Source organism: Janthinobacterium sp. TB1-E2 (assembly GCF_036885605.1).
GTDB classification, from domain to species: Bacteria; Pseudomonadota; Gammaproteobacteria; order Burkholderiales; family Burkholderiaceae_D; genus Janthinobacterium; species Janthinobacterium aestuarii.
In genome coordinates this window covers 5,327,346-5,353,256 of sequence record NZ_CP142523.1, presented here as the reverse complement: position 1 = coordinate 5,353,256, position 25,911 = coordinate 5,327,346, and the positions used below count along the sequence as shown (strand labels likewise).

The 25,911-nt window shown below is 59.8% G+C and carries 27 protein-coding genes; 19 read left to right on the top strand and 8 right to left on the bottom strand.

From position 1 onward, the window contains the following. Window positions 1–57: 57 nt before the first annotated feature. From OPV09_RS24115 to OPV09_RS24105, 3 genes are all read right to left on the bottom strand, one after another. The gene (locus OPV09_RS24115) at window positions 58–1,824 is read right to left on the bottom strand and encodes a GspE/PulE family protein (protein WP_338679554.1); all 1,767 of its coding nucleotides are present in this window, start codon (window positions 1,822–1,824) and stop codon (window positions 58–60) included. Between the two features lie 47 nt (window positions 1,825–1,871). Then, window positions 1,872–2,660 carry a spermidine synthase gene (locus tag OPV09_RS24110; RefSeq protein ID WP_034747444.1) on the bottom strand — a complete coding sequence of 263 codons (789 nt, stop codon included), beginning with the start codon at window positions 2,658–2,660 and terminating at the stop codon, window positions 1,872–1,874. Between the two features lie 97 nt (window positions 2,661–2,757). Beyond that, window positions 2,758–3,270, bottom strand: a complete 513-nt coding sequence (locus OPV09_RS24105) for a glycine zipper 2TM domain-containing protein (RefSeq protein ID WP_034747447.1) — start codon at window positions 3,268–3,270, stop codon at window positions 2,758–2,760. 401 nt (window positions 3,271–3,671) lie between these two features. Between OPV09_RS24105 and OPV09_RS24100 the strand changes: the two genes are divergently transcribed. The 5 genes from OPV09_RS24100 (at window position 3,672) to OPV09_RS24080 (ending at window position 9,002) form a co-directional block, all read left to right on the top strand. Further along, the gene (locus tag OPV09_RS24100; protein ID WP_034747450.1) at window positions 3,672–4,070 is read left to right on the top strand and encodes a barstar family protein; all 399 of its coding nucleotides are present in this window, start codon (window positions 3,672–3,674) and stop codon (window positions 4,068–4,070) included. 156 nt (window positions 4,071–4,226) lie between these two features. Beyond that, entirely contained in the window at window positions 4,227–4,835 is a 609-nt protein-coding gene (gene purN, locus OPV09_RS24095) for a phosphoribosylglycinamide formyltransferase (protein WP_338679553.1), read from the top strand. Window positions 4,836–4,856: 21 nt separating this feature from the next. Continuing rightward, window positions 4,857–6,176, top strand: a complete 1,320-nt coding sequence (locus OPV09_RS24090; protein ID WP_338679552.1) for an RsmB/NOP family class I SAM-dependent RNA methyltransferase — start codon at window positions 4,857–4,859, stop codon at window positions 6,174–6,176. Between the two features lie 125 nt (window positions 6,177–6,301). Next, window positions 6,302–7,660, top strand: a complete 1,359-nt coding sequence (locus OPV09_RS24085; protein ID WP_219327667.1) for a mechanosensitive ion channel family protein — start codon at window positions 6,302–6,304, stop codon at window positions 7,658–7,660. Between the two features lie 172 nt (window positions 7,661–7,832). After that, a complete protein-coding gene (locus OPV09_RS24080) occupies window positions 7,833–9,002 on the top strand; it encodes a DesA family fatty acid desaturase (protein WP_413774528.1) in 1,170 nt (389 codons plus the stop codon). Window positions 9,003–9,141: 139 nt separating this feature from the next. Here the strand turns inward: OPV09_RS24080 and rpmG are convergent, their stop codons facing one another. The 3 genes from rpmG to radC all read right to left on the bottom strand — a co-directional run bounded on the left by rpmG (window position 9,142) and on the right by radC (window position 10,490). After that, on the bottom strand, window positions 9,142–9,309 hold the full coding sequence (gene rpmG / locus OPV09_RS24075; RefSeq protein ID WP_010400929.1) for a 50S ribosomal protein L33: 168 nt from the start codon (window positions 9,307–9,309) through the stop codon (window positions 9,142–9,144). Between the two features lie 22 nt (window positions 9,310–9,331). After that, on the bottom strand, window positions 9,332–9,568 hold the full coding sequence (gene rpmB, locus OPV09_RS24070) for a 50S ribosomal protein L28 (RefSeq protein WP_010400928.1): 237 nt from the start codon (window positions 9,566–9,568) through the stop codon (window positions 9,332–9,334). 247 nt (window positions 9,569–9,815) lie between these two features. After that, window positions 9,816–10,490, bottom strand: coding sequence for a RadC family protein (gene radC / locus OPV09_RS24065; RefSeq protein WP_338679551.1), 675 nt, complete (start codon window positions 10,488–10,490; stop codon window positions 9,816–9,818). 182 nt (window positions 10,491–10,672) lie between these two features. Here radC and OPV09_RS24060 point away from each other — a divergent pair, with 182 nt between their 5' ends. From OPV09_RS24060 to OPV09_RS24030, 7 genes are all read left to right on the top strand, one after another. Then, complete coding sequence (locus OPV09_RS24060) at window positions 10,673–12,586, top strand: LamG-like jellyroll fold domain-containing protein (protein WP_338679550.1); 1,914 nt, start codon at window positions 10,673–10,675, stop codon at window positions 12,584–12,586. 118 nt (window positions 12,587–12,704) lie between these two features. Continuing rightward, window positions 12,705–13,160 carry an FKBP-type peptidyl-prolyl cis-trans isomerase gene (locus tag OPV09_RS24055; RefSeq protein WP_034785165.1) on the top strand — a complete coding sequence of 152 codons (456 nt, stop codon included), beginning with the start codon at window positions 12,705–12,707 and terminating at the stop codon, window positions 13,158–13,160. 9 nt (window positions 13,161–13,169) lie between these two features. Further along, a complete protein-coding gene (gene ispH, locus OPV09_RS24050; RefSeq protein ID WP_034747471.1) occupies window positions 13,170–14,117 on the top strand; it encodes a 4-hydroxy-3-methylbut-2-enyl diphosphate reductase in 948 nt (315 codons plus the stop codon). 295 nt (window positions 14,118–14,412) lie between these two features. After that, on the top strand, window positions 14,413–15,342 hold the full coding sequence (locus OPV09_RS24045) for a branched-chain amino acid ABC transporter permease (RefSeq protein ID WP_034747477.1): 930 nt from the start codon (window positions 14,413–14,415) through the stop codon (window positions 15,340–15,342). A 22-nt stretch (window positions 15,343–15,364) separates the two neighbouring features. Continuing rightward, window positions 15,365–16,582, top strand: a complete 1,218-nt coding sequence (locus OPV09_RS24040) for an ABC transporter permease subunit (protein ID WP_338679549.1) — start codon at window positions 15,365–15,367, stop codon at window positions 16,580–16,582. A gap of 12 nt (window positions 16,583–16,594) precedes the next feature. Then, the gene (locus OPV09_RS24035) at window positions 16,595–17,368 is read left to right on the top strand and encodes an ABC transporter ATP-binding protein (protein WP_034747484.1); all 774 of its coding nucleotides are present in this window, start codon (window positions 16,595–16,597) and stop codon (window positions 17,366–17,368) included. A gap of 11 nt (window positions 17,369–17,379) precedes the next feature. Then, window positions 17,380–18,102: an ABC transporter ATP-binding protein gene (locus tag OPV09_RS24030; RefSeq protein WP_139248441.1), complete on the top strand. Its 723-nt coding sequence runs from the start codon at window positions 17,380–17,382 to the stop codon at window positions 18,100–18,102. Window positions 18,103–18,218: 116 nt separating this feature from the next. Here the strand turns inward: OPV09_RS24030 and OPV09_RS24025 are convergent, their stop codons facing one another. Next, entirely contained in the window at window positions 18,219–18,785 is a 567-nt protein-coding gene (locus tag OPV09_RS24025) for a phasin family protein (protein WP_034747490.1), read from the bottom strand. Between the two features lie 350 nt (window positions 18,786–19,135). Between OPV09_RS24025 and OPV09_RS24020 the strand changes: the two genes are divergently transcribed. The 3 genes from OPV09_RS24020 to OPV09_RS24010 all read left to right on the top strand — a co-directional run bounded on the left by OPV09_RS24020 (window position 19,136) and on the right by OPV09_RS24010 (window position 22,043). Further along, window positions 19,136–20,053: a DMT family transporter gene (locus OPV09_RS24020; protein WP_034747493.1), complete on the top strand. Its 918-nt coding sequence runs from the start codon at window positions 19,136–19,138 to the stop codon at window positions 20,051–20,053. Between the two features lie 21 nt (window positions 20,054–20,074). Further along, a complete protein-coding gene (locus OPV09_RS24015) occupies window positions 20,075–20,794 on the top strand; it encodes a nitroreductase (protein WP_338679548.1) in 720 nt (239 codons plus the stop codon). Window positions 20,795–20,969: 175 nt separating this feature from the next. Continuing rightward, window positions 20,970–22,043 carry a serine hydrolase gene (locus OPV09_RS24010; protein WP_338679547.1) on the top strand — a complete coding sequence of 358 codons (1,074 nt, stop codon included), beginning with the start codon at window positions 20,970–20,972 and terminating at the stop codon, window positions 22,041–22,043. A gap of 32 nt (window positions 22,044–22,075) precedes the next feature. Here the strand turns inward: OPV09_RS24010 and OPV09_RS24005 are convergent, their stop codons facing one another. Next, window positions 22,076–22,855: an IclR family transcriptional regulator gene (locus OPV09_RS24005; protein WP_034747499.1), complete on the bottom strand. Its 780-nt coding sequence runs from the start codon at window positions 22,853–22,855 to the stop codon at window positions 22,076–22,078. A gap of 154 nt (window positions 22,856–23,009) precedes the next feature. Between OPV09_RS24005 and OPV09_RS24000 the strand changes: the two genes are divergently transcribed. The 4 genes from OPV09_RS24000 to OPV09_RS23985 all read left to right on the top strand — a co-directional run bounded on the left by OPV09_RS24000 (window position 23,010) and on the right by OPV09_RS23985 (window position 25,819). Further along, entirely contained in the window at window positions 23,010–23,393 is a 384-nt protein-coding gene (locus OPV09_RS24000; RefSeq protein WP_034747502.1) for a diacylglycerol kinase, read from the top strand. Window positions 23,394–23,523: 130 nt separating this feature from the next. Continuing rightward, window positions 23,524–24,528, top strand: a complete 1,005-nt coding sequence (locus tag OPV09_RS23995) for a sulfate ABC transporter substrate-binding protein (RefSeq protein ID WP_338679546.1) — start codon at window positions 23,524–23,526, stop codon at window positions 24,526–24,528. 44 nt (window positions 24,529–24,572) lie between these two features. Next, a complete protein-coding gene (locus OPV09_RS23990; protein WP_338679545.1) occupies window positions 24,573–25,139 on the top strand; it encodes an alpha/beta hydrolase in 567 nt (188 codons plus the stop codon). A 41-nt stretch (window positions 25,140–25,180) separates the two neighbouring features. Beyond that, complete coding sequence (locus OPV09_RS23985; RefSeq protein ID WP_034747512.1) at window positions 25,181–25,819, top strand: peroxiredoxin; 639 nt, start codon at window positions 25,181–25,183, stop codon at window positions 25,817–25,819. The last annotated feature ends 92 nt before the right edge of the window (window positions 25,820–25,911 follow it).

Sequence of the window (25,911 nt, the reverse complement as noted above, 5' to 3'; positions counted from 1 at the left end):
CATTATATATCAGTTGAAAAAGAATGCAAAGCATTCCTGTGAGAAAGTGCTGGTCGGCTAGTGCAGGGCAGCCGTGAGTTTCAGCACTTCGTCGATGCTGGTCGTGCCATCGATGATTTTGCGTGCGCCGGCGATGCGCAGCGGCGTCATGCCGTCGAGGATGCTCTGGCGGCGCAGCGCGTGCAGGTCGGCGCCGGCCTTGACCAGCTGGCCGAACGTTTCCGTCACGCTCAGCAGTTCATAAATGCCGGCACGCCCCAGGTAGCCGCTGTGCCGGCACAGGGTGCAACCGACGGGGCGGTACCCGGCGGCCGGCCGCTCCAGCTGGCCGCCCGTCAGGCGTTGCCATGTCGCGGCGTCGGGGGCGTCGTCCAGCTGTTTGCAGCCCGCGCACAGGCAGCGCAGCAATCGCTGCGCCAGCACGCCGATCAGGCACGCTTCCAGCAGATAGGCGGGCACGCCCAGTTCCAGCAGGCGCATGACGGCCGAGGGCGCGTCGTTGGTGTGCAGGGTCGACAGTACCAGGTGGCCCGTCAGCGCTGCCTGGATGGCCATCTCGGCCGTGGCCAGGTCACGGATTTCTCCCACCATGATGATGTCGGGATCTTGCCGCATCAGTGCCCGCACGCCATCGGCAAACGACAGTTCGATGCCGGCCTGGGTTTGCACCTGCATCTGGTTGAAGGCCGGTTCGACCATTTCGATGGGGTCTTCCACCGTGCACACATTGACTTCGCTGCTGGCCAGCGCCTTCAAGGTGCTGTACAGCGTGCAGGTCTTGCCCGAACCGGTAGGGCCCGTTACCAGCACGATGCCGTGCGTGCGCGCCGTCAGCTGGCGCCAGCGTTCGGCATCCGCCGGCGGAAAGCCCAGGTCAAACAGGCTCTTGACGGCCACTTCCGGGTCGAAGATGCGCATGACGAGCTTTTCGCCGAAGGCCGTGGGCAAGGTCGACAGCCGCAGTTCGACTTCCTGGCCCTGCGCATTGCGCGTCTTGATGCGGCCATCTTGCGGGCGGCGCTTTTCCACCACGTCCATGCGTCCGAGTAACTTGATGCGCGCCGTCATGGCCAGCAGTACGACGGGCGGCAATTGATAGGCCTGGTGCAGGCGGCCGTCGATGCGCAGGCGCACGAGGCCCGCGTCGCGCTTCGGTTCCAGATGGATGTCGGAAGCGCGCTGGGCAAACGCGTATTGCCACAGCCAGTCGACGATGCGTACGACGTGCTGGTCGTTGGCGTCGAGGCTGGTCTTGTTGCGCCCCAGTTCCACCAGTTGTTCGAAATTGTGGCGCAGCGCCAGGTCTTGCGTGGACGCTTGCCTGGCTACCTTGACGGAACTGGCCAGGCTGAAAAATTGCGCGATGGCGTCGGCGATGTGCAGCGGGTTGGCGATGACCAGGCTCAGCTTGCGTGGCGCAAGATTCCCCAGCTGCGCCTGCCAGGCGAGCGCATACGGCTGGGCCGTGGCGATGACGATGCGCTCGGGCGTGCTTTCCACGGGCAGGATGTTGAAACGGGCCGCATAGCCGGCCGTCATGACGTCGGCCACCTGGCTGAAATCGATGTGCAGGGGATCGATGCGCACATACGGCAGGGTCGAGCGTTGCGCCAGCCACGCGCACAGGGTGTCGAGCGTGAGTGCGCCGTGGGCGATGCTGCACAGAGGATGCAAGGCCGGCGCCGGCAGCAGGGAGGCCTGGGTGCCGATGGCGGCCGCCTGCACCGCATCGAGCAAGCCGTCTTCCTGCAGCCAGGCCAGCAGTTGCGGCAGTTCCAGCGGCGTGTCGGGCGAGGTGGAAGAGGGGGGAGGGGAAGCGGGCATGGCCGGCGCCTTTCCAGGCTGCCGGCCTTGCCTGGACAGGCCGGCGGTTACAGGGTGCTGACGATGCCCTTGACCCAGGATTTGGCGGGCAGCTTGGTCTCGGCGACGATCTGCTTGGCGCGCTCGAGCAGGGCGGCTTGCGCTTCGGCATCGAGCGCCACTTTCGTCTTGAACGCGATCGCCACCACGTTCCCATCATGGACTTCCGGCAGGCAGATCACCTGTTCAAACGCAAACTTCATCGCCTTGATGTTTTTCGCGTAGCTGGGATGGTCGCCAAACAGGTTGACCGTCATGATGCCGTGCGGCGCCAGGCAGGCGCAGCAGGCGGTATAGAAATCGGCGCTGTCGAGCACGGGACCGCGCGCCGTGGCGTCATACAAGTCCACCTGCAGGGCGTCCAGGGTGCCGTGATTGGCGTCGTCGTTGACGTAGTCGAGCGCATCCATCTCGCGCACGTGCAGGCGCTCGTCGTTGGGCGGCAGCTTGAACATCGATTCGCAGATGGTGATGACGGACGGATTCAGTTCGATGGCCTCGACTTGCGCCTGCGGGAACTGGCGGTAGCAGAACTTGGTCAGCGCGGCCGTGCCCAGACCCAGCTGGGCGATACGCTGCGGCTGCTCGATCCACAGCATCCACGCCATCATCTGCTGCGCGTATTCGAGTTCCGGCCAGTCCGGCTTGCGGATGCGCATGGCGCCCTGCACCCATTCCGTGCCGAAATGCAGATAGCGCACGCCATCCATTTCCGACAGGGTGACAGGGGCGTAGCGGGGCTTGCGCGCGGGGCGCGAGGATTCGACTTGTTCGATGGATTTTCGTTTGATAAGCATAAGGCGGCCTGAAAGTGTGCCGCATTATAGCCCGTGCCGGAGCGCCATAAAAAATGCCAGCCGCTAGGGCTGGCATGGTATGGGCCGGTTGCTACTCTTACTGTTGTGCGGGCTCGATCGATACACGCAGACGGATGCGCTCGCCCGGATCGTAGGACATGATGCTCGTGTAGTTGCGGCCGCGGTAGTCGTAGGTGACCTGGTAGCCATTGTTGCGCGATTCCCAGTGGTCGACCTGGCGGCATTGCTTGACGGCTTGTTCCTGCACGCCGCCCTGGTAATTGTTCTGGTTGTCGACACGGTCGCCGACGACGGCGCCGGCAATCGCGCCAGCGGCTGCCGCGGCCGTACGGCCATTGCCGCCACCGACCTGGCTACCGAGCAGGGCGCCAGCGATACCGCCGACGATGGAGCCGCCAGCGCTGCGCTGTTGCGGCGGCGCCTGGACTTGCACGTATTCTGTACGGCATTCCTGGCGTGGACGGTTGATCTGTTCCACTTGCGGCACGACGCGCACGACCTTGCCGAAATCTTCAAAGTCGGCGGCCTGGGCGAGTGGCAATGCACCGATACAAAGGGCTGACATCATCAATTTGGCTTGCAAGTTCATTTGTAACCTCGTTATCTAGAGAATCTTTCAGGGTATTTTTTACAACTTGGGACTATAGTAATCCCGCCAGACCGGGACAAGTGTTTCGGCTGGCAACAAAATGTAACAGCCCAAGTCCCTTGCCCCACAGTCTGTAACATGCACTTTCAATCGATACAAGATGTTGAAATGACTTGAAACCAGCGGTTTGTAACAAATCTTGCGTTTGACATCATATTCGGGTTGATTCATGCAGGACAACACGTTACCCTAATACGCGTATGGCTTATATAAAATCGCACTGAATCGCATAAAAGTTGATACAGATCGAATCACCGCGTGCGCATTGACCCGCGTGCGGGGATGCAATAAGAAGAGCAGCTAGAAGAGATCCATACATAACAGGTCGATTTGAGGGAAAAATGAGTTTGTTACTAACCGTGCCGCCCAACCTTGTCCAGTCCATCCGTGCCTTTCGCGTGACCGAATTACAAGACGAGGCGATCCGTCTCGGGCAGCACTTTTTATATGCGCATTGCAACGCTGGACAGACCAAACAACAAGTCATCGGCATTATTGCAGAAGCATTCCTGTTTCCGAAAAACCTGGCGAAGAATTTCGATGCCCTGCGCCTGTGCCTGACGGACACCATGTTCAAGGCGGGCACGCAGACGGGCTTCCTGGTGGTGCTCGAGCAATTGCCAAATACGCAAAAATTCGACAAGGAAGCGCGCGAGATCCTGCTCGACGTGTTCCGCGACGCGGCCGACTACTGGGCCGAGAAAAAAGTCCCGTTCCGCGTCTTCTATTCGTTCGAGTAAACACTTACTCACGTTGTGATAGCGTAAAATCAGCCTTTTTCCGGCTTGGCAGGCAGCATTGTCCGGCGAAAGCGCTTGTTGTGTGATCATGTTGCGGCGCAACAATATCGCCGGCCTTTCTTGGTTCGCATCGCCATAGCGGGTACAATGCGCGCTATGAAAAATATCGTTATCCTCATTTCCGGACGCGGCAGCAACATGGAAGCGGTCGTACGCGCGGCGCAAGCCGAGCAATGGTCAGCCCGTATTGCCGCCGTCATCAGTAACCGGGCCGATGCCCAGGGATTGGTTTTTGCCGCGGAACATGGGATAGCGACCGCAGTCGTTGCCAACAAGGATTATGCCAGCCGCGAACAGTTCGATGCGGCGCTGCAAGCCGTGATCGACGGTTTTGCCCCCGACCTGGTCGTGCTGGCCGGTTTCATGCGCATCCTGACGCCGCCCTTCGTCGAGCATTACGCGGGGCGCATGCTCAATATCCACCCGTCGCTGCTGCCGCTGTTCCCGGGCATGGCGACACACCGCCAAGCGCTCGAGGCTCGTGTAACGGAACACGGCGCGACCGTGCATTTCGTGACTGCCGAGCTCGATCATGGCCCGGCCGTGGCAAGCGCGAAAGTCCCCGTCTTGCCAGGCGACACAGAAGAGAGCTTATCGGCGCGCGTGCTGGTACAGGAACATCTGCTTTACCCGCGCGCCATCCGCCTGTTCATTGACGATAAACTGTCAGTCGAGCATGGCCAGGTCCGCGTGGACCCTCAATAAAATATTACAGAAAGAATAACAATGAGATTGCCACCAGCGATACTTGCCAATGCTGAAGAAGTATTGCGCGAAATTTTACGTTTCACGGCCCCGGCCGACACCACCCTGTCGCGCTATTTCCGCGACCATCCGCGCCTCGGTTCGCGCGAACGCGGCGCCATCGCCGAAGGCATTTATGCCGTGCTGCGCAACAAATCGTTCTTCACGGACTTCGCCGAAGCGGGCAGTGGCCCGACCATGCGCCGCTTGACCATCCTTGGCCTGGCCGAAGCCGTCGGTGCGGACTCCTTGGGCGGCCTGACGGAAGAAGAAGTGGAGTGGCTGGAACGCATCACGCAGATCGACCGCAGCCTGATGCCGTCGAACATGCGTGCCAACATGCCGACCTGGCTGTTCGACAAGCTGATCGCCCAGTTCGGCGAAGCGGAAACCATGAAGCTGGCCGATGCGCTGAACGCGCCGGCGCCGCTGGACTTGCGCGTGAACTCGCTCAAGGCCACGCGTGACGACGTGATGCTGGCCCTGGCCGAAGCGCCGATCCTCAGCACGCCGACGCCGTTCGCGCCGCTGGGTTTACGCGTGATCAAGAAGCCATCGTTGCAAAACCTGCCATTGTTCCAGAGCGGCGCCATCGAAGTGCAGGATGAAGGCAGCCAGATCCTGTCGCAAATCGTCGGCGCCAAGCGCGGCGAGATGGTCGTCGATTTCTGTGCCGGCGCGGGCGGCAAGACGCTCGCATTGGGCGCGCTGATGCGCAACACGGGCCGTTTGTACGCATTCGACGTGTCGGAAAAACGCCTGGCCAAGCTGAAGCCGCGCATGGCCCGCAGCGGCCTGTCGAACGTGCATCCGGTGCAGATCGCGCATGAGCGCGATGCCAAGATCAAGCGCCTGGCCGGTAAGATCGACCGCGTGCTGGTCGATGCCCCATGTAGCGGCCTGGGCACCCTGCGCCGCAATCCGGACGTGAAATGGCGCCAGCAGCCGAACTCGATCGTCGAGCTGCAAGCCAAGCAGGCAGCCATCCTGGCCGGCGCGGCGCGCCTCGTCAAGGGCGGCGGCCGTCTGGTGTACGCCACCTGCAGCTTCCTGAATGAAGAAAACGATTTTATCGCTGAGCAATTCCTGGCGGCCCATCCGGACTTCACCCTGGTGCCGATGAACAAGGTGCTGGCCGAACAGAAGATCGAGCTGGAAATGGGCGACTACCTGAAATTGTTACCGCACTTGCACCAGACCGACGGTTTCTTCGCCGCCGTGTTCGAGCGCAAGGTCATGCCGAAAAAAGTCTACGCCGATGAAAAACCGGCCGACGACGTTGACGCTGAGCAAGCTGAATAAGTTTGTCACGGGCCATCGCTGCAGCATCGCAGCGGTGGCCATGCACTTGCGCCAGCCAGTCTGGCGCAGGCTGTGGGCACCCCGCCCGTTTGTTTTCCCGCACCACCTTCCAGATTCCATCCGCCATGAATGAAACCCCGCTGCTCAACCTGATCACTGACTTTGTCGACGATTTCCGTCAACCGGCCATCCTGTGGCAGGCGCTGGTCATCGTTGCCTGCCTGGCCCTGAGCTGGCTGCTGGTGCGGCAGTTGCGCGTGTTCCTGCACCAGCGGGCCGAGGCGGCCGCCACGCCGGCCACGCCGGAAACCCTGCAGCGCACCGATAGCTTTATCCGCATCCTGACGCCCGTGCTGGCGGCCATGCTGCTGGGCATTGCGCAGCATTTCCTGGCCAAGTTCCAGTCGGTGAATCTGCTCAGCATCGCCATCCCCCTGTGCACGTCGATGGCGCTGGTGCGCTTCGGTTTTTACGTGCTGCGCCGCATTTTTGCCCGCCATGGCGATATCAGCCCCACCATGTTGCTGCTGGAAAAGATCTTCACGATCGTTGTATGGGCCGGCATGGCCCTGTACATCACGGGCCTGTGGCCGGAGCTGCATACTTTCCTGGAAAGCATCGTCGTGCCGCTGGGACGCAACAAGGTGTCCGTGGCTGCTATCTTGCAAGCCGCTATTTCCGTGGCCGTGCTGCTGGTGCTGGCCATGTGGGCCGGCACTTCGCTCGACGAGCGCCTGATGAAAATGCAGGGCCTGCACACCTCCTTGCGCGTGGTGCTGTCGCGCATGGGCCGCGCCGTGCTGATCCTTGTTTCCGTGCTGGTCAGCCTGTCGCTGGTGGGCATCGACCTGACGGTGCTGTCCGTGTTTGGCGGCGCCTTCGGCGTGGCGCTGGGCTTTGGCTTGCAAAAGATCGCCGCGAACTTCGTCTCCGGTTTCATCATCCTGCTCGACCGCAGCCTTACCATCGGCGACATGATCACGGTCGGTCAATTTACGGGCAAGGTCACGCAGATCAATACGCGCTATACTGTGTTATTGGGTGGCGATGGGGTTGAATCCATCGTGCCCAATGAAATGCTGATTTCCGGCGGCGTGCAGAACATGTCGCTGAGCAACCGCATGGTCTGGCTGTCGACGGCCGTGTCGGTGGGTTACGAAACGGACCTGGACGTCATCTTCCCCTTGCTGGAAGAGGCGACCGCCAAGGTGCCGCGTGTGTCGCAAAGCAATCCGCCATCGGCTACCCTCGTGCGTTTCGGCGCCGACGGCCTCGATGTGCAGATCGGCTTCTGGATCGCGGATCCGGAAAACGGCACGGGCGGCGTGAAGTCGAATGTGAACCGCGCCATCTGGCGCACCTTGCAGGAACATAAGGTCACTGTACCGTTTCCGCAACGCGAATTGCGTATTGTTGGTACGCCTCCTGCCCCGCTCGCCAGCGCGGCAGACGGTGAGTCCGCGCCATCCGGCACCCAGCCTTAACCTCGCTGCCTGCCTCCGATTTTGCCTGATAGCACCCATTAGGGCGTACAATCACGCCTAAAATTAACTCTGCCGGACCTCCAGAGTCACTGGAGCGACCGTGCGCACGCCCTGTCCACTTGGAGTAGTAGTAATGACATTGAGTTCCGTTTTACACGACGTTTTGCAGTTCATGGCAACTGGCATTACCGATCTGTCCGCATGGCAAGTTTTCCTGTACACCATGGTGGTCACCCACATCACGATCGCCAGCGTCACGATTTACCTGCACCGCCACCAGGCCCACCGGGCGCTGGAATTGCATGCGCTGCCCAGCCATTTCTTCCGTTTCTGGCTGTGGCTGACGACGGGCCAGGTCACCAAGGAGTGGGCCGCCATCCACCGCAAGCACCATGCCAAGTGTGATACGGAAGAAGATCCGCACAGCCCCGTGACGCGCGGCATCAAGAAAGTGTTCTGGGAAGGCGCCGAGCTGTACCGCGCTGAATCGAAGAACATGGAAACCATGGCCAAGTACGGCCACGGCACGCCGACGGACTGGATCGAGCGCAATCTGTACACCAAATACAGCTGGCTGGGCGTGGTCATCCTGTTCTTCGTGAACTTCGCCCTGTTCGGCGTGATCGGCATTTCCGTGTGGGCCGTGCAAATGATGTGGATCCCGATCACGGCGGCAGGCATCATCAACGGCATCGGCCACTACTGGGGCTACCGCAACTACGACTGCGCCGACGCGGCCACCAATATCATTCCCTTCGGCATCTTGATCGGCGGCGAAGAGTTGCACAACAACCACCATACGTATGCGACGTCGGCCAAGCTGTCGTCGAAATGGTATGAAATCGATATCGGCTGGGCATATATCCGCGCGCTGGAAATGCTGGGCCTGGCCAAGGTGAAAAAACTGGCGCCGGAACCGAAGTTCTCGCACGGCAAGCTGGAAGCGGACTTCGAGACCTTGCAGTCCGTCATCGCCAACCGCTATGACGTGATGGCCAAGTATGCGAAATCGATCAAGCATGCCTGGAAAGAAGAACTGGAACACCTGAAGCACAAGGCCGAGCTGGAAAAGCGCTTCCTGAAATCGTCACGCAAGCTGATGCAGCGCGAACCGGGCAAACTGGCCGATGCGCATCACGAACAGTTGTCGGAACTGTTCCAGCACAGCAAGGCGCTGGAAACCATGCACCACATGCGCGTGGAGCTGGGCGCCATCTGGGAGCGTTCGCACTTTACGCGCGAGCAATTGCTGCAAAAGCTGCAAGACTGGTGCACGCGCGCCGAAGCGTCGGGCATCAAGTCGCTGCAAGACTTTTCCTTGCGCCTGCGCAGCTATGCATAAGTAAGCTGCAGCAGCAAATAAAAGCCCTGGTTTCCAGGGCTTTTTTTTCGTCGCGACAAAGGTGAAGAGAGTCGGCCGAAAATCAGGGCGAAAAAAAACCGCTCATCGGAGCGGCTCTTTTTACAGAACACAATATCAATTACTTGATTTTGGTTTCTTTGTACGTGACGTGCTTGCGTGCTTTAGGATCGAATTTCATGATCTCCATTTTCGCAGGCGTCGTACGCTTGTTTTTGGTGGTCGTGTAGAAGTGACCCGTACCGGCGGTCGATTCTAACTTGATTTTGTCGCGGCCTGATTTTGCCATGATAGCTCCCTTATTCTGCTAATTAGACTTTTTCGCCACGAGCGCGCATATCGACCAATACGGCGTCGATGCCGACTTTATCGATGACGCGCAGACCGGCGTTGGACAAACGCAGGGAGACCCAGCGGTTTTCAGATTCAACAAAAATACGACGATTCTGCAAGTTAGGCAAAAAACGACGTTTGGTTTTGTTGTTTGCATGGGAAACATTGTTGCCGACCATCGGCTTCTTCCCAGTGACTTGGCAAACACGTGCCATGGCGCACTCCTTAAAGATATTCCAAATTGGAAAAACGAGAGTATATCCAAAATAAGCAGATTTATCAATGACTTGCGAAAAACAATTGTGTCATGTTGTATTGAAATAATTTAACAATTTGACTTTTACCCTTCCTCATAGGGAAAAGCACTGGTAAACAGCGCTGTTTACTGTTAGACAAGCCTGCTGCCCTTGTCACGTATGTCCTTGTTTACACATGGTTAACTGCGGTGGAGCGGGCTCTGGCCTAGATTTGCCCATGTTCCGCAAACGAATGCACTTGCCGCCCGGCCACGATGAAATGGTCGAGGATGCGCACATCCACCAGCGACAAGGCTTGCACCAGCGCGCGCGTGAGCAGCAGATCCGATTCGCTGGGCTCCGGTGTGCCGGACGGGTGGTTGTGCGCCAGCATGACGGTGGCCGCGTTGTGCAGCAGCGCCTGCTTGACCACTTCGCGCGGATACACGCTGGTGTGGGTGAGGGTGCCGCGAAACATTTCCTGGATCGTGATCAGCCGGTTCTTGACGTCCAAAAACAACACGTGAAACGCTTCATGCGCCAGGTTGCCCAGAGTCAGGCGTAAATAGTCTTTGACCGCGTGCGGCGAATTGAGGGCCTGGCCCGCCTGCAAGTCTTCGATGATGGCGCGCCGCGCCAGTTCCAGCACCGCTTGCAGCTGGGCGAACTTGGCGCTGCCCATGCCGTGCACGGCGGAAAAACTCACGAGGCTGGCGCCAAACAGGCCCCGCAAGGAGCCGAAGTGCTCGACCGTATCGCGCGCCAGCTCCACGGCGCTCTTGCCGCGCACGCCAGTGCGCAGGAAGACGGCCAGCAATTCAGCGTCCGACAGCGATTGTGCGCCATCCTCGATCAGGCGTTCGCGCGGCCGTTCGCCGGCTGGCCAATCCTTGATGCCCATGTTGCCTCCCCGGTGCGCCCAGCTGGTCGTGGCGCCTGCCGATGATTGTCGCGCCTTCCCCGGGCGGCCATGCTGCGCTAGCTCGTCTTTATGTCAGGTCGTGCTAAAAAAACAAAAGCCAAGATGCCCGGAGCGGGTATTTTCAGGCGCTATCATTTGCCTGTCGTTGCATTCCATGCAAGTTGCAGCGACGGGGAGTCAGGGCCCTGAACTCAATGTCTTCCACTTGTTTTACAGGAGTCGTCATGCCGTACATCAAAGTTATCAATGGAGTCATGCAAGAGTTCAACGCCGCCGGCGTCAATACGGGCAAGGTCAGCGGCATCGGCCTCAATGCGCATGCGTATCTGGAACACCGTAACTGGAGCGTTACCGCACCGCTCGCTCCGGACCCGAAGTATCCCGATTACAGCACCGATTTTCCGTATCTTGCCGCCAACGGCTTCAAGTACCTTCAGGTGATGCTGGCGCCTTTCAAGGGCAAGGATGGCTATTGGAACTGGGGCGAAGTTGTTGGTGAGCCAAAGTTCGCAAGCGACAACACGCTAACCGATGTGAATATCAAAGATTCGTACTGGCTTGCCATAACGGCGCTGCTCGATTGCGCGCTGGCCAATGGCATCGGCATCATCGCCTGCCCATTCTGGAATCCCTACGCCGTGCCGCAGTTGGTGGGGGAGGCGGGCGCTGCGGGCGCTACAAAAGACGAGCAGGCCGCGGCTGCGCGGGTCGCACTGGTCAATCCACAGTCGAAAACGCGCCGCTACATGCGTGCCTTTGCGCAGGCTTTTGCGCAGCACTACAGCAACCACGCCGGCATCGCCGCCTGGATGGCCGCACAGGAACTGATGGGCGTGACCGGGATCAGCTTGACCGCTACGCGGGAAATCATCCAGGAGACGGCGCAATTGCTGCGCGCCAACGATGGTCTGGCGCGCATGATTTCTTCCGGTAATGCCGGCATTGCCCATACTTCGCCTCGTCAAGGTTCCTTGCAGCAATATATTGCGGAAACCCTGCCATTCGTGAATCCGGACCCGGTCGACTGTCTTTGTGAAAACCTGTTCCCGGGTAATGAATATGTGAGCAGCGCCCTGGGTGACAGCGCGGATTTGCCGGCCGACTTCGTCTCGTCTTCGCTCTCTTACCTGCAAGTGATGCAGCGTGCCGCACATACCTTGGGCAAGCCGTATTACCTTGGCAGCTTTTGCCTGTCGAAAAAACAGGAGCTGGCGTTGCAAGATACCGAACGGCAAGACAACTTGCATGCGTTGCTGAGCGCCATACGCCGTACGGGCGTGCAATTGGCATGCTATTGGGACTGGAATGGGGGAAAACCCATGGAGGACGACGGACTGAACCTGGTCGAGACGCCGGCCTACAGCAACGGACGCAAGGCTGTCTGGGACGCCTTGCGCGGCGAAGATGCCATGCGTCCGGCGCCGCCCAAGCCCTGCTTCGGCGTGACGAAGACCTTGCAATTTCAGCCTGGTCTGATGCTCACCGTGCCTTCGTCCGTGCGCTACGAGAGTGCGGATTTTTCACTGTCGTATTGTATCCGGCAGCAGGCTTTCTCCTCGACCGTTGGTCAGGCGCAGGCTTTTGTCGCGCATCAGGCGGACAAGAAAGGATGGGCGCTGTTCAAGCAGGATATCAAGACGTTCCTGTCCATGTGGAACAGTGTTGGTACGGGCGTCAATAGCCATGGCCACGGCCTGCAGGTGGATATTGCCAACCGCTGGTTTCGCTGCACCTATACTGTCAAGCATGACGGGAGCATCAGCCTGTACGTCGATGATTTCCTGATGTACCAGAGCAACAAGATGACAAATCCATTCGTGCAGGCCGCCGGCACCCCCCTTGTGATCGGCCACCCCGTGCATGCGCTGGAGCAGGGCACGCCCGCCTGGCAGTTGTCGGACGTCATCCTGTACGACCGCGTGCTGACGCCCAAGGAAGTGTATGACTATGGCCAGTACGGCATCGTGAACCGGCCTGTGGGGCGCTGGAAGCTGGACGGCAACCTGGAAGACAGCTCGGGCTTCGGCAATCACGCGAGCACGCCTGGCGGGTTGACGTACGTCAACGTCGGATAAGTGACAGGGCGCGCGGTCATGTTTTTTGACAAAAGCATGGCCGCGCCGAGATGGCATGGGGCGCGCTGGCTCAGGGTGGCTTACAATATCGTTTTGCACCAGTTACTTGAAAACTACTATGTCCAACGAGCAACCAGCAGTCGTCACCGAAGCGGCTTACCTCACCCTGCATTATCGTCTTGCTACTGTTGACGGTACTGACATTGTCACGACCTTCAGCGGCAATCCCGCGACCTTGATGCTGGGACAGGGCCAACTGGCGCCATTCCTCGAGCAGCGTCTGCTGGGCTTGCCTGAAGGCACGCACCAGACGTTCGAGCTGGCTGCGGGCGAAGGCTTTGGCGAGCGCAATCCGGAGCTGGTGCAGTCCGTCTCGCGCGCGACCCTGGACGAAAACTCCGTGCCGGGCGCCGACTACAAGATCGGCGACCTGGTCGACTTCGCCGCGCCGGGCGGCGGCCGCTTTGCCGGCGTGCTGCGCGAAATGCGTGACGATTCGGCCCTGTTCGACTTCAACCATCCGCTGGCCGGCCAGCCGCTGCGTTTTGAAGTCAAGCTCATTTCGGTCCTGTAAGGAGTAGCGATGGATAAAGAACTGTTACTGGCCCAGCCCCGCGGTTTTTGCGCTGGCGTCGACCGGGCGATTGAAATCGTCGAACGCGCCTTGCAGCAATTTGGCGCACCGATCTATGTGCGCCATGAAATCGTCCACAACGCCTATGTGGTGGCCGATTTGCGCAACAAGGGCGCCATTTTCATCGACGACCTCGATGACGTGCCTGCCGGCAATACGCTCGTGTTTTCCGCCCATGGCGTGTCGAAAGCCGTGCGGGCCGAGGCGGAATCGCGCGGCCTGAGCATTTTTGATGCGACTTGCCCGCTGGTCACCAAGGTGCACATGGAAGTGGGCAAGATGCGCCGCGAAGGCCGCGAGATCATCATGATCGGCCACGATGGCCATCCCGAGGTCGAGGGCACGATGGGCCAGGCCGATATGGGCATGCATCTGGTGGAAACGCTCGACGATGTGGCGAAATTGCAGGTCGCCAATCCGGAGAGCCTGGCCTATGTTTCGCAAACAACGTTGTCAGTTGACGACACCAGCGACATTATTGCGGCTTTGAAAGCGAAATATCCGAATATCGCCGAGCCGAAAAAAGGCGACATCTGCTACGCCACCACGAACCGCCAGGAAGCCGTGAAATTCATGGCGCCGCTGGTGGAAGTGGTGATCGTCGTGGGCAGCCCGAACAGCTCGAATTCGAACCGCCTGCGCGAAGTGGCAGACAAGATGGGCACGCCTGCCTACATGGTCGACAATGCCTCGCAGATCGACCCGGCGTGGCTGGAAGGCAAGCTGCGCGTGGGTGTCACGGCTGGCGCCTCGGCGCCCGAGGTGCTGGTGCAGGCCGTCATCGACCGCTTGAAAGAGTGCGGCGTGAAGAGCGTGCGCCCGCTTGACGGCGTGCAGGAAGCCGTCACGTTCCCGATGCCGAAAGGCCTCGACGGCATCAAGCGCGACGTCGCCTGAGGCTGTACGGCTGCTGAGTATCGATGAAATAGTTACCTCAAAACCGAATTTAATTCGGAAATGATTGATTTATTCCAAGCTTAGTTTTTGCAAAAGATCGTTATGATTGCCTCAAGCTTGAATATGTTGTCGTTATGACTAAGCAAGGTCACGCCCGTTTTCAGTGCGTGCACCATGCTGGTGAGAACGGTCCAGGGATGGCACTGCAGGAATTCTTCCTCCGGTGCCGTTTTTGTATCAGCGGCATGTTCTGGCGGAAGTTGTTCCCGAAAAATGCATATTTGATAGGGCAATCATGGATACATTCATCCAGCAGATCATTAACGGCTTGGTGTTGGGCAGCATGTATGCCTTAGTCGCCCTCGGTTACACCATGGTGTACGGCGTGCTGAACCTGATCAACTTCGCCCACGGCGACGTGCTCATGATCGGCGCCATGGTGGGCTTGACCATTCTCAAGCTGCTGGGCATCTATGTGCCCGACTGGCCCGGCTATCTGAAGCTGGCCACCGCCATCCTCGGCGCCATTCCCATCTGTATTCTGGTGAACATCATCATTGAGCGGGTCGCCTACCGCCGCCTGCGCAACGCCCCCCGCCTCGCCCCCCTGATTACCGCCATCGGCGTCTCCATCCTGCTGCAAACCTTCGCCATGATGATCTGGACGCGCAATCCCTTGCCCTTCCCGCAATTGCTGTCGACCGACCCCATCAACATAGGCGGCGCCGTGATTTCGCAAACGCAAGTGTTGCTGCTGGCCCTGGCCGCGCTGTCGATGGGCGGACTGGTGTTGCTGGTGGAAAAAACCCGCATGGGCCGCGCCATGCGCGCCACGGCGGAAAACCCCCGCGTGGCAGGGCTGATGGGCGTCGATTCCGACAAGGTCATCGTGGCCACCTTTGCCATCGGCGCCGCGCTGGCGGCCGTGGCCGGCGTGATGTGGGGCGCCAACTATGCCTCCATTCAATTTTCCATGGGCGCCATCCCCGGCCTGAAAGCGTTTTGCGCGGCGGTGCTGGGCGGCATCGGTAATATCTACGGCGCCATGCTGGGTGGTATCTTGCTGGGCATTATCGAGAGCCTGGGCGCCGGCTATATCGGCGACATCACGGGCGGCTTCCTGGGCAGCCACTACCAGGATATCTTTGCCTTCGTCGTGCTGATCATCGTGCTGACCCTGCGCCCGTCCGGCATCATGGGCGAACGCGTGGCCGACCGTGCCTGATGTGAAACTGGGAGATTAAATCATGGCACTACTCGATTTCGACGCAAAAAAGAATCCCGCCAAGGCCTACGCCGGCATGCTGGGCCTGGCCGCGCTGCTGATGGTGTTCCCGTTTTTTGCCGCCCAGTTCGGCAACTCGTGGGTACGCATCATCGACATGGCCTTGCTGTACATCATGCTGGCCCTGGGCTTGAACATCGTCGTCGGCTTTGCCGGCCTGCTCGACCTCGGCTACATCGCCTTCTACGCCGTGGGCGCCTACCTGACGGCCCTGCTGGCGTCGCCCCAGTTCGCCATCCTGCTCGAATCGGTGGTGAATCAATATCCGGTGCTGGGCGAAGCCCTGGTGCAGCTGATGGGGCCGGAAATCCGCGAAAACGGCATCCATTTGTCGATCTGGATCATCGTGCCCTTGGCCGCAGCGGTGGCTGGCCTGTTCGGCGCCCTGCTGGGCGCGCCCACCTTGAAGCTGCGCGGCGACTACCTGGCCATCGTGACCCTGGGCTTTGGCGAGATCATCCGCATCTTCATGAATAACTTGAACGACCCGATCAATTTCACGAACGGGCCGCAAGGCATCAATCTGATCGACCCGATCCGCATCTTTGGCGTCAACCTGGCGGGCGAGGCGGGCACCAACAGCACCGTGACGGTGGCCGGTTTTTCCATGCCGTCCGTGAACGCCTATTACTTTTTGTTCCTCTTCCTGTGCATCGCCGTCGTGTTCGTCACCAAGCGGCTCCAGCATTCGCGCCTGGGCCGCGCCTGGGTCGCCATCCGCGAAGACGAGATCGCCGCCAAGGCCATGGGCATCAATACGCGCAACGTGAAATTGCTGGCCTTTTCCATGGGTGCCTCGTTCGGCGGCGTGGCGGGCGCCATGTTTGCCTCCTTCCAGGGTTTTGTCTCGCCGGAATCGTTTTCCCTGACGGAATCGATCGCCGTGCTGGCCATGGTGGTGCTGGGCGGCATCGGCCATATCCCCGGCGTGATCCTCGGCGGCGTGATCCTCGCCTCGATACCGGAAGTGCTGCGCCACGTGGTGGAACCGGCCCAGCAGGCGCTGTTCGGCCACGTGGTGATCGAGGCGGAAGTGCTGCGCCAGTTGCTGTATGGCCTGGCCATGGTGTTGATCATGCTCAACCGTCCTGCCGGCCTGTGGCCATCGCCGAAGCACGAAGACCGGCCCGACCACGACGTCGACCAGCCGAACAAATCCACCGGCGTCGTGTCCGCTTAAGGGAGGGATAGCATGAGCGAACAGATCATTCTCAATATTGCCGGCGTGAATAAACGTTTTGGCGGCTTGCAGGCGCTCACCGACGTGGGCATCACCATCCGGCAAGGGCAAATCTATGGCTTGATCGGCCCGAACGGCGCCGGCAAGACGACGTTTTTCAACGTGATCACAGGCCTCTACCAGCCCGACACGGGCACTTTCGAGCTGGCCGGCAAACCATATTCGCCATCCGCGCCGCACAAGGTGGCCAAGGCGGGCATTGCGCGCACCTTCCAGAACATCCGTTTGTTTGGCGACATGACGGCGCTGGAAAACGTCATGGTGGGGCGCCATGTGCGCTCGCATCAGGGCGTGTTCGGCGCCATCTTCCGCCACAAGGCGGCGCGCGAGGAAGAGGCGTCCATCCGCAAGCGGGCCATGGAGTTGCTCGACTTCGTCGGCATCGCCCAGTTCGCCAGCCGCACGGCGCGCTTCTTGTCGTATGGCGACCAGCGGCGCCTGGAAATCGCCCGCGCGCTGGCCACGGACCCGCAACTGCTGGCGCTCGACGAGCCGGCGGCGGGCATGAATGCGACGGAAAAGCTGGCCCTGCGCGAGTTGCTGGTGAAAATCAAGGCCGAAGGCAAGACCGTGCTGTTGATCGAGCACGACGTGAAACTGATGATGGGACTGTGCGACCGCATCACCGTGCTCGAGTATGGCAAGCGCATCGCGGAAGGCTTGCCGGCCGAAATACAACAAAACCCGGCCGTCATCGAGGCTTATCTGGGAGGGTCGCACGCATGAGTAACGCTGGCTTGAACAAGAATGTATTGAAGGTATCGGGCCTGCACGTGGCCTACGGCGGCATCAAGGCCGTCAAGGGTATCGACCTGGAAGTCAACCAGGGCGAGCTGATCGCCCTGATCGGTGCGAACGGCGCCGGCAAGACGACGACCTTGAAAGCCATCACGGGCACTTTGCCGGCCTGCAAGGTCGAAGGCACGATCAGCTACCTGGGTGAGTCGCTCAAGGGCACGAAATCGTTCCACTTGGTGGAAAGGAAACTGGCCATGGTGCCGGAAGGGCGGGGCGTATTTACCCGCATGTCGATCCGGGAAAACCTCATGATGGGCGCCTACACGCGCACGGACAAGGCCGGTGTCGAGGACGATATCGCCCGCTGGTTCGACGTCTTTCCACGCCTCAAGGAACGGGCGGCGCAGATGGCCGGCACCCTGTCCGGTGGCGAGCAGCAGATGCTGGCCATGGCGCGGGCACTGATGAGTCATCCGAAACTGCTGCTGCTCGACGAGCCGTCGATGGGCCTGTCGCCCATCATGGTCGAGAAAATTTTCGAGGTGATCCGCAAGGTGTCGTCCGAAGGCATCACGATCTTGCTGGTCGAACAGAATGCCCGTTTGGCCCTGCAAGCGGCACACCGCGGCTATGTGATGGATTCCGGCCTCGTCACCATGGGCGGCAATGCGGCTGCCATGCTCGACGATCCGCGCGTGAAGGCGGCGTATCTGGGAGAGTAACCGTGCATAAAAAATGCCCCAGCTGGGCTGGGGCATAATGGCATCCGTCGGGGAAGTACGGGATGGATGCCTGGAGGAGCTTGTACTAGCGGACCGCCGGAGCGGTCGCGCAAGAATTACTTGGCGGCAGCGCGTGGCACGACTTTTTCAGCAGCTTGCGTGAACTGGTTCACGGCCGAGGTCAAGTTCGCTTCGATGGCTTCGACGGCTTGCTTGCTGGTTTTCGAGAATTGCTCGTAGCCTGCATTGGCGTTGCCGATGGCGCTTTTCAGGATGGCGACGGCGTTTTCCGAACCGGCTGGCGCGTTCTTGGTGACTTCTTCCACCAGGGACAGGACTTTGCGGTTGGTTTCAGCGATTTGCGATTCAGCAGCTTTGCTGAACTCGGCTTGGGTGCCCGACGTGATGGCAGCCAGGTGACGACCGTAAGCGATGGCTTTTTCGGCGCTAGGCTGGGCTTGAGCAGCGCTCAGCGAGAAGAATTCTTGTGGATCTTTTGCCGACAGCAATTGCTTGGCGGCGGCGGTCGATTCTTCCAGGGTCGCTTTGGCAGCGGTCAGGTTCAGTTCGACGATCTTTTCGATGCCTTCGAAGGCTTTGCCCGTCAGCGACGAGAACAGGGCGAATTGGGCTTCCAGGTTGGCTTTGGTAGCGGACGAAAATTGCTCAGGAATTGAAAACATATAAATCTCCAAAAAATCGAAATCTGGTTAATTTGATGCTGCGTGTACCGTTTGGGAAAGCAGGTGAATCTAAATTTTTCAAGCTGAACAAGAATTGTGCAACGCAACAAACCCTATTCTACGGTGAAAAAAAACGAAGTCAAGCGTTTCTTGTGCGATGCAACAATTGAATAGATTTGGATCAAAAGTCATTGTTTCTAAAGAGAAATATTTGATTTCTGGGTGTCAATGGTTTATGCCTAAACTACCGTTTCCAGCGGCTACGGGGACGATTGCGGCGCAGCATGCTAGACTTTGCCTCCCGCACTGGCGCAGCATCTGGTGCCGATCCTGTTTCCCGAGTTGATACCATGTCCAATCTTCCCGCCGCGGCTGGCGCCAGCGGCAAAGCCTCTCTTCTGACCACTCTGACGCCGATGGCCTTGCCTGGCTTCTTCGTGTTGTTATGGAGCACAGGCTTTATCGTGGCCAAGTTCGGCCTGCCGTACGCGCCTCCGCTGACCTTTTTGCTGCTGCGCTTCCTGGGCGTGCTGGTGATCCTGTTGCCGCTCGTGCTGCTGTTGCGCGCGCCATGGCCCGTGGGACAGTTCCGTCAGATCGCCGTCGCCGGCATCTTGATGCAGGCCGGGTACCTGGCCGGCGTCTGGTGCGCGATCAAGCTTGGCATGCCGGCCGGCCTGTCCGCGCTGATCGTGGGCATGCAGCCCGTGCTGACGGCCTGCGCCGCGCCGCTGATCGGCGAATCCGTGCGCCCGCGCCAGTGGCTGGGCCTGTTCTTTGGCTTGCTGGGCGTGGCCCTCGTCGTGTATGCGAAGATCAATCTCGTGGGCCTGACCGTGGAAAGCGTGCTGCTGTGCGTGTTCGCGCTGCTGTCGATGACGGCCGGCACCATGTACCAAAAACGCCACTGCCCGCAATTCGACTTGCGCACGGGCACGGTGGTGCAGTTTGCCGCCTCCATCGTCGTGGTCTTGCCATTCGCCCTGTACTACGAAGGGCTGGACCTGCATTTCAGCAATGTGCAATGGACGGCGAATTTCATCGGCGCCTTGCTGTGGTCGGTACTCGTGCTGTCCATCGGCGCCATCTTTCTGCTGTTCGCCCTGATCCGCCGTAGCGACGCGACGAAAGTGACGGGCTTGCTGTACCTGACGCCGCCCACGACGGCCGTGATGGCCTGGCTGATGTTCGGCGAAGCGTTCAATATGCTGGGCATCGCCGGCATGCTGGTGGCCGTGGTCGGCGTGGTGTTTGTCGTCAAGAAGTAGAGATAGCGGGAGAGCAGGGCAGTGAACAAGCAAGCATCTGAAACACAGGCGGCGCAGCAAGCCGTCGACGCCGTCATCCTGTCGCGCCGTTCGATCCGCGCCTTTTTGCCCATGCCGGTGGCGCAGGACGATATCGCGCGCATCCTGGAAGTGGCGGCGCGCGCGCCTTCGGGCGCCAACATGCAGCCGTGGAAAGTGTATGTGCTGTCGGGCGAGGCGCGCGCGCGGCTGTCGCGCCGCATCCTCGACGTCTATGCCGCACCGAAGGCGCCCGATGCGCCCGCGCGCACGGCGTCGTATATCTATTACCCGCGCCAGTGGACGGCGCCGTTCATCGAGCGCCGCCGCAAGATCGGCCTGGACCTGTACCAGCTGCTGGGCCTGGAGCGGAGCGACACGGCCGGCATGGCGGCTCAGCATGGACGCAATTTCCAGTTTTTCGATGCACCCGTCGGGCTGATCTTTACCATCGAACGGGTGCTGGAGCAGGGTTCCTGGCTCGACTACGGCATGTTCTTGCAAAATATCATGCTGGCGGCGCGCGCGCGGGGACTCGACACGTGCCCGCAAGCGGCCTTCATCCACTACCATGACATCATCCGTGACGAGCTGGGCGTGCCAGCCAGCGAAATGGTGGTGTGCGGCATGGCCCTCGGCTATGCCGACCCGGACAAGGTCGAGAACCGCTTGAGCACGGAACGCGAGCCGCTGGCCGGTTTTGTTAAATTCATGGACAAATAGACATCCCGGCGATGTGCACCAGCAAATAGCCGTCAAGGATGAGCTTGTTTGCTGATCGCTAACGATTTGTATTTCAGTACTGCAATAAATACTGTCCTAACTGTTAAATAGGCTTGCGAATACTCTGCATTTCGCTACACTGCAATAAGGCAACAGCTTCACGGGGAATTATCGAATGGCTAAGTTTAAACTTGCGCTGGGTATCCTGGCTTCCCTGCTGTTTGCACTGGCGCCGGCTGCGGCCGTGCACGCCAAGGAAGCGAACGGCAAATCCTCAGCCTCCAAGAAACAGAACACCAAGAAAGTCAAAGTCGTGCTGCGCAAGAGCGCGACGGCCGCGCCGCGCGAAAAGAGCGTGCGCCGGGTCGTCATGGTGCGCGGCAAACGCAAGGTCATCTATCAAAAAATCAGCAGCGTGGCCGTGCCCATGGCCGCACCGATGCCGACCATGGGCGACCTGGCCGGCCTGAACCTCACGCGCGATCCGCTCGACCTCAAGTCGAGCGTGGCGCTGGTGCTGGACCAGGCCAATTCGGAAGTGCTGTTTGAAAAGAATTCGAATGTGGCCTTGCCCATCGCCTCCATCACCAAGATGATGACGGGCCTGGTGGTGGTCGAAGCGCACCAGGACATGGAGGAACTGCTGACGATCACGGACGAGGACGTCGACCGGGCCAAGTTCAGCAGCTCGCGCCTGAAAGTGGGTTCGCAATTGACGCGGGCGAATATGCTGCACATCGCCTTGATGAGCTCGGAAAACCGTGCCGCCTCGGCGCTGGGCCGCAATTATCCGGGCGGTTTGTCGGCGTTTGTCGACGCGATGAACAGCAAGGCGCGGCAGCTGGGCATGATGGATACGCATTACGTCGATTCCAGTGGCTTGTCAAAGATGAACGTGGCCAGCGCGCGCGACCTGGGCAAGCTGGCCATGGCCGCCTTCCGCCATCCGCTGTTGCGCGAGTACTCGACGGACCCGAAAGCCATCGTCGAAGCCAGCGGCCAGCCCATGCAGTTTGGCAATACGAATCACCTGGTGGCGAATCCCGGCTGGGAAATCGGCTTGCAAAAGACGGGCTTTATCAATGAGGCGGGACGTTGCCTGATGATGCAGGCTGTCATCGAAGGACGGGCCGTGATCATGGTCTTCCTCGATTCCAAGGGAAAACAGTCGCGCACGGCCGATGCGGGGCGCATGCGCAAGTGGCTGGAAGCCCTCAAGCCTGCCAACATGAGCTTGCCTGGCGGCTAAAAGAAACAGGGCAGCGTTGCTGCTCTGTTTCTTTAGTCTTGGGGTATAAAACCCAAAGTCACTGAAATCTGGTTCGCCGTTTCCACCAGGTCCACCAGCCACTCATCCTGCAGGCGGTCGGCTGGCGCCGAGATCGACAGGCCGGCGATCAGCTTGCCTGTATCGTCGCGGATGCCGGCGGCCATGCAGCGCACGCCCAGTTCCAGCTCTTCATTGTCGCGCGCATAGCCGCGCTCGCGCACCAGGCTCAGTTCGCGCTCAAGCTTTTGCAGATCCGTGATGGAATTCTTGTTGTGTCCGGCCAGGCCCGTGCGCGTGGCGTACGCGCGGATGGCTTTCGGCTCGTCCACGGAGAGGAACAGCTTGCCGGTCGAGGTCAGGTGCAGCGGGCCGCGGCCGCCGATGGCGCGCACCACCTGCATGCCCGAGCGTTCGGAAAAGGCACGGTCGATGTAGACGATCTCGTCGCCCTGGCGCACGGACAGGTTGATCGTTTGCTGGGTTTTCTTGTGCAACTGGCGCATGAAGTCCAGCGCCGCTTCGCGCACGCTGAGGCGGCTTTTCACCACATTGCCCAGTTCCAACAGGCGCATGCCCAGCCGGTACGTGCCCGGTTCGATGCGGTCGACAAAGCGCGTCAGCACCATGTCGTTGAGGATGCGGTGCGCCGTCGAGGGGTGCAGGCCCGATACTTTGGACAATTCCTTCAGGCTGACCGGGTCGGAATATTTGGCCAGGGCATCGAGCAGGGCGACCATGCGTTCGATGACCTGGATCGTCGTCTTCGGGGCAGCGACCGGTTCAATTTTCATGATGGATTTGGTGCAATGCAGTATTCATCCTTCTTTATACCATGATGTGAAAAAATAGTGAAATGTTCCGAGATAGATAGCGAATAAATTGTCACAATCCCTATTGTGCCCGTCATAATGCGTGGATAGCATGTGCTTTGAACCATGGAAAACTATGCAACCTGTAAATGAATTCAAGAGCAAAAGCGGCTTGAAACGGATTTTCTCCGCCTTTTTCTACTCGCTCGATGGCTTGAAAGCGGCCTGGCGCCACGAACATGCGTTCCGGCAGGAACTGGGCCTGTTCGTCGTCGGCACGGTGATCGCCTTGCTGCTGCGCGTTTCCGCGTTTGAAAAGCTGGTGCTGATCGGCGTGCTGCTGCTGGTGCTGATCGTCGAACTGATCAATTCGGCAATTGAAGCCGTGGTTGACCGCATTTCGCTCGAACGTCATCCGCTGTCGAAAAACGCCAAGGACTTTGGTAGCGCCGCCGTGCTGCTGACCTGCATCCTGGCCTTCGCCACCTGGGCCGTCATTTTGTTTAACCGTTTTTATTAACTGCTAAATCCCCGTTGCGCGCCGTCCATATGTGAAAAACGCATATCAAACGGCGAAACGCTTCGTTCTCTTTGCGGCCATGGCGCCGTAATCTGGTGGCTCTGCAAGTTCAACCACACGGGGATCTTAGATGCTGTCGAAAAAAATCATCATTGCCGCCGCCATCAGCGCGTTTGCCATTCTGCAAACGGCGCAGGCTGCCGATATCACCCTGCTCAACGTGTCGTACGACCCGACGCGCGAGCTGTATCAGGATGTGAATACGGCGTTTGCCAAGGAGTGGAAAGGCAAGACGGGCGACAACGTCAAGATCAAGCAATCGCACGGTGGTTCGGGCAAGCAGGCGCGCGCCGTCATCGACGGCCTGGAGGCGGATATCGTCACCCTGGCCCTGGCCTATGACATCGATGCGCTGGCCGAGCACAAGCTGCTGGCCGGCGACTGGCAAAAGCGCTTGGCGCACAACAGCTCGCCTTACACCTCGACCATCGTCTTCCTGGTGCGCAAGGGCAACCCGAAAGGCATCAAGGATTGGAACGACCTGATCAAGCCAGGCGTCTCCGTCATCACGCCGAATCCGAAAACCTCGGGCGGCGCCCGCTGGAACCATCTGGCTGCGTGGGGTTACGCGCTGCGCCAGCCGGGCGGCAACGAAGCGAAGGCCAAGGATTTCCTCGGCAAGCTGTATAAAAACGTGCCCGTGCTCGATTCCGGCGCGCGCGGCGCCACCACCACTTTTGTTGAGCGCGGCATCGGCGACGTGCTGATCGCCTGGGAAAACGAGGCTTACCTGGCCGTCAAGGAACTGGGCCCGACCAAGTTCGACATCATCACGCCATCCGTCAGCATCCTGGCCGAGCCGCCCGTCGCCGTCGTCGACAAGTTTGCCGACAAGCATGGCACGCGCAAGGTGGCCGAGGCTTACCTGAACTACCTGTACACGGATGAAGCGCAAGACATCATCGCGAAGAATTACTACCGTCCGGCAACGGACAAGGCGGCGAAGAAATACGCGTCGCAGTTCGCCAAGGTCAACCTGTTCACCATCGAGCAAGTGGCGGGCGGCTGGACGGCTGCACAGAAGGCGCACTTTGCCGACGGCGGCATCTTCGACCAGATCTACCAGCCTAAGTAATACCGGATGGCACGATTGCCAGACCGTTACTAAAAGGACACATCATGGCGCTGCGCAGCTTTTCCGATTACCGGGTACTGATCGTGCCGGGCTTGCATAACAGCGGTCCCGAGCATTGGCAGAGCCGCTGGCAGCGCCTGTATCCGCAATTCGAGCGGGTCGAGCAGGACGACTGGAACGCACCCGACCTGGCCAACTGGTCGGCGCGGCTGGACCAGGTGCGGCGGCAGGATGCGCGCCCGACCCTGATCGTCGCCCACAGCTTCGGCTGCCTGACGACGGCGCACAGCCTGGCGCGCGATCCGCAGGGCGTGGCCGGCGTGCTGCTGGTGGGACCAGCCGATCCCGACAAGTTTGGCGTGGCGAAGGCATTGCCGCAAAAGCGGCTGCCTTGCCCCGGCATCCTGATCGCCAGCCAGACCGATCCGTGGATGACGGCCGAACACGCGGCGCAGTGGGCACGGCGCTGGAATTGCAAGTATATTGATGGCGGTGCGCTGGGCCATATCAACGCCGAGTCGCGCCTTGGCGACTGGGTCTACGGCCAGGCGCAATTGCAAACGCTGTTTGATCTGGCGCAAAGCGACAAGCGCCACCGTCAGGCAGCCTGATTCGACCAACATCCCGATACACAACCTCACAGGAGATCACGATGACTTTACGCCTGGGCGATGTCGCCCCTGATTTTGAACAAGACAGCTCGATAGGCCCGCTCAAGTTCCACGAGTGGGCGGGCAATTCCTGGGTGGTGCTGTTTTCCCATCCGGCCGACTTTACCCCCGTATGCACGACGGAACTGGGCTTGACGGCCAAGCTCAAGCCGGAATTCGACAAGCGCAACGTAAAGGCCATCGCCCTGTCCGTGGACGCGGCCGAGTCGCACAAGAGCTGGATCAAGGATATCGAAGAGACGCAAAATACGGTCGTGGGCTTCCCCATCATCGCCGACGTCGACAAGAAAGTGTCGGTGCTGTACGACATGATCCACCCGGAACAGTCCGTCACGGCCACCGTGCGCTCCGTCTTCATCATCGACCCGAACAAAAAGGTGCGGCTGATCCTCACGTACCCGCTGAGCACGGGCCGCAACTTCAATGAAATCCTGCGCGTCATCGACGCCCTGCAACTGACGGACGGCTACACTGTAGCCACGCCAGGCAACTGGAAAGACGGCGACGACGTCATCATTCCATTGACAGTGCAAGACCCGGACGTGATCAAGCAGAAGTATCCGAAGGGGTTTACGGCCGCCAAGCCATACCTACGTCTGACGCCGCAGCCGAACAAGTAAGAACGGGGTCCGTTGCTTCGCAATCGGAATGCGTCCCATTGGGACGCATTCCCCCTCAGGGGCTGACCCCAGCCGTCAAGGTGTTGGGTTAA

Coding starts and splice junctions, on each gene's coding strand:
- OPV09_RS24115 (WP_338679554.1), bottom strand. CDS start 1,824: ATGCCCGCTTCCCCTCCCCCCTCTTCCACCTCGCCCGACACGCCGCTG.
- OPV09_RS24110 (WP_034747444.1), bottom strand. CDS start 2,660: ATGCTTATCAAACGAAAATCCATCGAACAAGTCGAATCCTCGCGCCCC.
- OPV09_RS24105 (WP_034747447.1), bottom strand. CDS start 3,270: ATGAACTTGCAAGCCAAATTGATGATGTCAGCCCTTTGTATCGGTGCA.
- OPV09_RS24100 (WP_034747450.1), top strand. CDS start 3,672: ATGAGTTTGTTACTAACCGTGCCGCCCAACCTTGTCCAGTCCATCCGT.
- purN (WP_338679553.1), top strand. CDS start 4,227: ATGAAAAATATCGTTATCCTCATTTCCGGACGCGGCAGCAACATGGAA.
- OPV09_RS24090 (WP_338679552.1), top strand. CDS start 4,857: ATGAGATTGCCACCAGCGATACTTGCCAATGCTGAAGAAGTATTGCGC.
- OPV09_RS24085 (WP_219327667.1), top strand. CDS start 6,302: ATGAATGAAACCCCGCTGCTCAACCTGATCACTGACTTTGTCGACGAT.
- OPV09_RS24080 (WP_413774528.1), top strand. CDS start 7,833: ATGGCAACTGGCATTACCGATCTGTCCGCATGGCAAGTTTTCCTGTAC.
- rpmG (WP_010400929.1), bottom strand. CDS start 9,309: ATGGCAAAATCAGGCCGCGACAAAATCAAGTTAGAATCGACCGCCGGT.
- rpmB (WP_010400928.1), bottom strand. CDS start 9,568: ATGGCACGTGTTTGCCAAGTCACTGGGAAGAAGCCGATGGTCGGCAAC.
- radC (WP_338679551.1), bottom strand. CDS start 10,490: ATGGGCATCAAGGATTGGCCAGCCGGCGAACGGCCGCGCGAACGCCTG.
- OPV09_RS24055 (WP_034785165.1), top strand. CDS start 12,705: ATGTCCAACGAGCAACCAGCAGTCGTCACCGAAGCGGCTTACCTCACC.
- ispH (WP_034747471.1), top strand. CDS start 13,170: ATGGATAAAGAACTGTTACTGGCCCAGCCCCGCGGTTTTTGCGCTGGC.
- OPV09_RS24045 (WP_034747477.1), top strand. CDS start 14,413: ATGGATACATTCATCCAGCAGATCATTAACGGCTTGGTGTTGGGCAGC.
- OPV09_RS24040 (WP_338679549.1), top strand. CDS start 15,365: ATGGCACTACTCGATTTCGACGCAAAAAAGAATCCCGCCAAGGCCTAC.
- OPV09_RS24035 (WP_034747484.1), top strand. CDS start 16,595: ATGAGCGAACAGATCATTCTCAATATTGCCGGCGTGAATAAACGTTTT.
- OPV09_RS24025 (WP_034747490.1), bottom strand. CDS start 18,785: ATGTTTTCAATTCCTGAGCAATTTTCGTCCGCTACCAAAGCCAACCTG.
- OPV09_RS24020 (WP_034747493.1), top strand. CDS start 19,136: ATGTCCAATCTTCCCGCCGCGGCTGGCGCCAGCGGCAAAGCCTCTCTT.
- OPV09_RS24010 (WP_338679547.1), top strand. CDS start 20,970: ATGGCTAAGTTTAAACTTGCGCTGGGTATCCTGGCTTCCCTGCTGTTT.
- OPV09_RS24005 (WP_034747499.1), bottom strand. CDS start 22,855: ATGAAAATTGAACCGGTCGCTGCCCCGAAGACGACGATCCAGGTCATC.
- OPV09_RS24000 (WP_034747502.1), top strand. CDS start 23,010: ATGCAACCTGTAAATGAATTCAAGAGCAAAAGCGGCTTGAAACGGATT.
- OPV09_RS23995 (WP_338679546.1), top strand. CDS start 23,524: ATGCTGTCGAAAAAAATCATCATTGCCGCCGCCATCAGCGCGTTTGCC.
- OPV09_RS23990 (WP_338679545.1), top strand. CDS start 24,573: ATGGCGCTGCGCAGCTTTTCCGATTACCGGGTACTGATCGTGCCGGGC.
- OPV09_RS23985 (WP_034747512.1), top strand. CDS start 25,181: ATGACTTTACGCCTGGGCGATGTCGCCCCTGATTTTGAACAAGACAGC.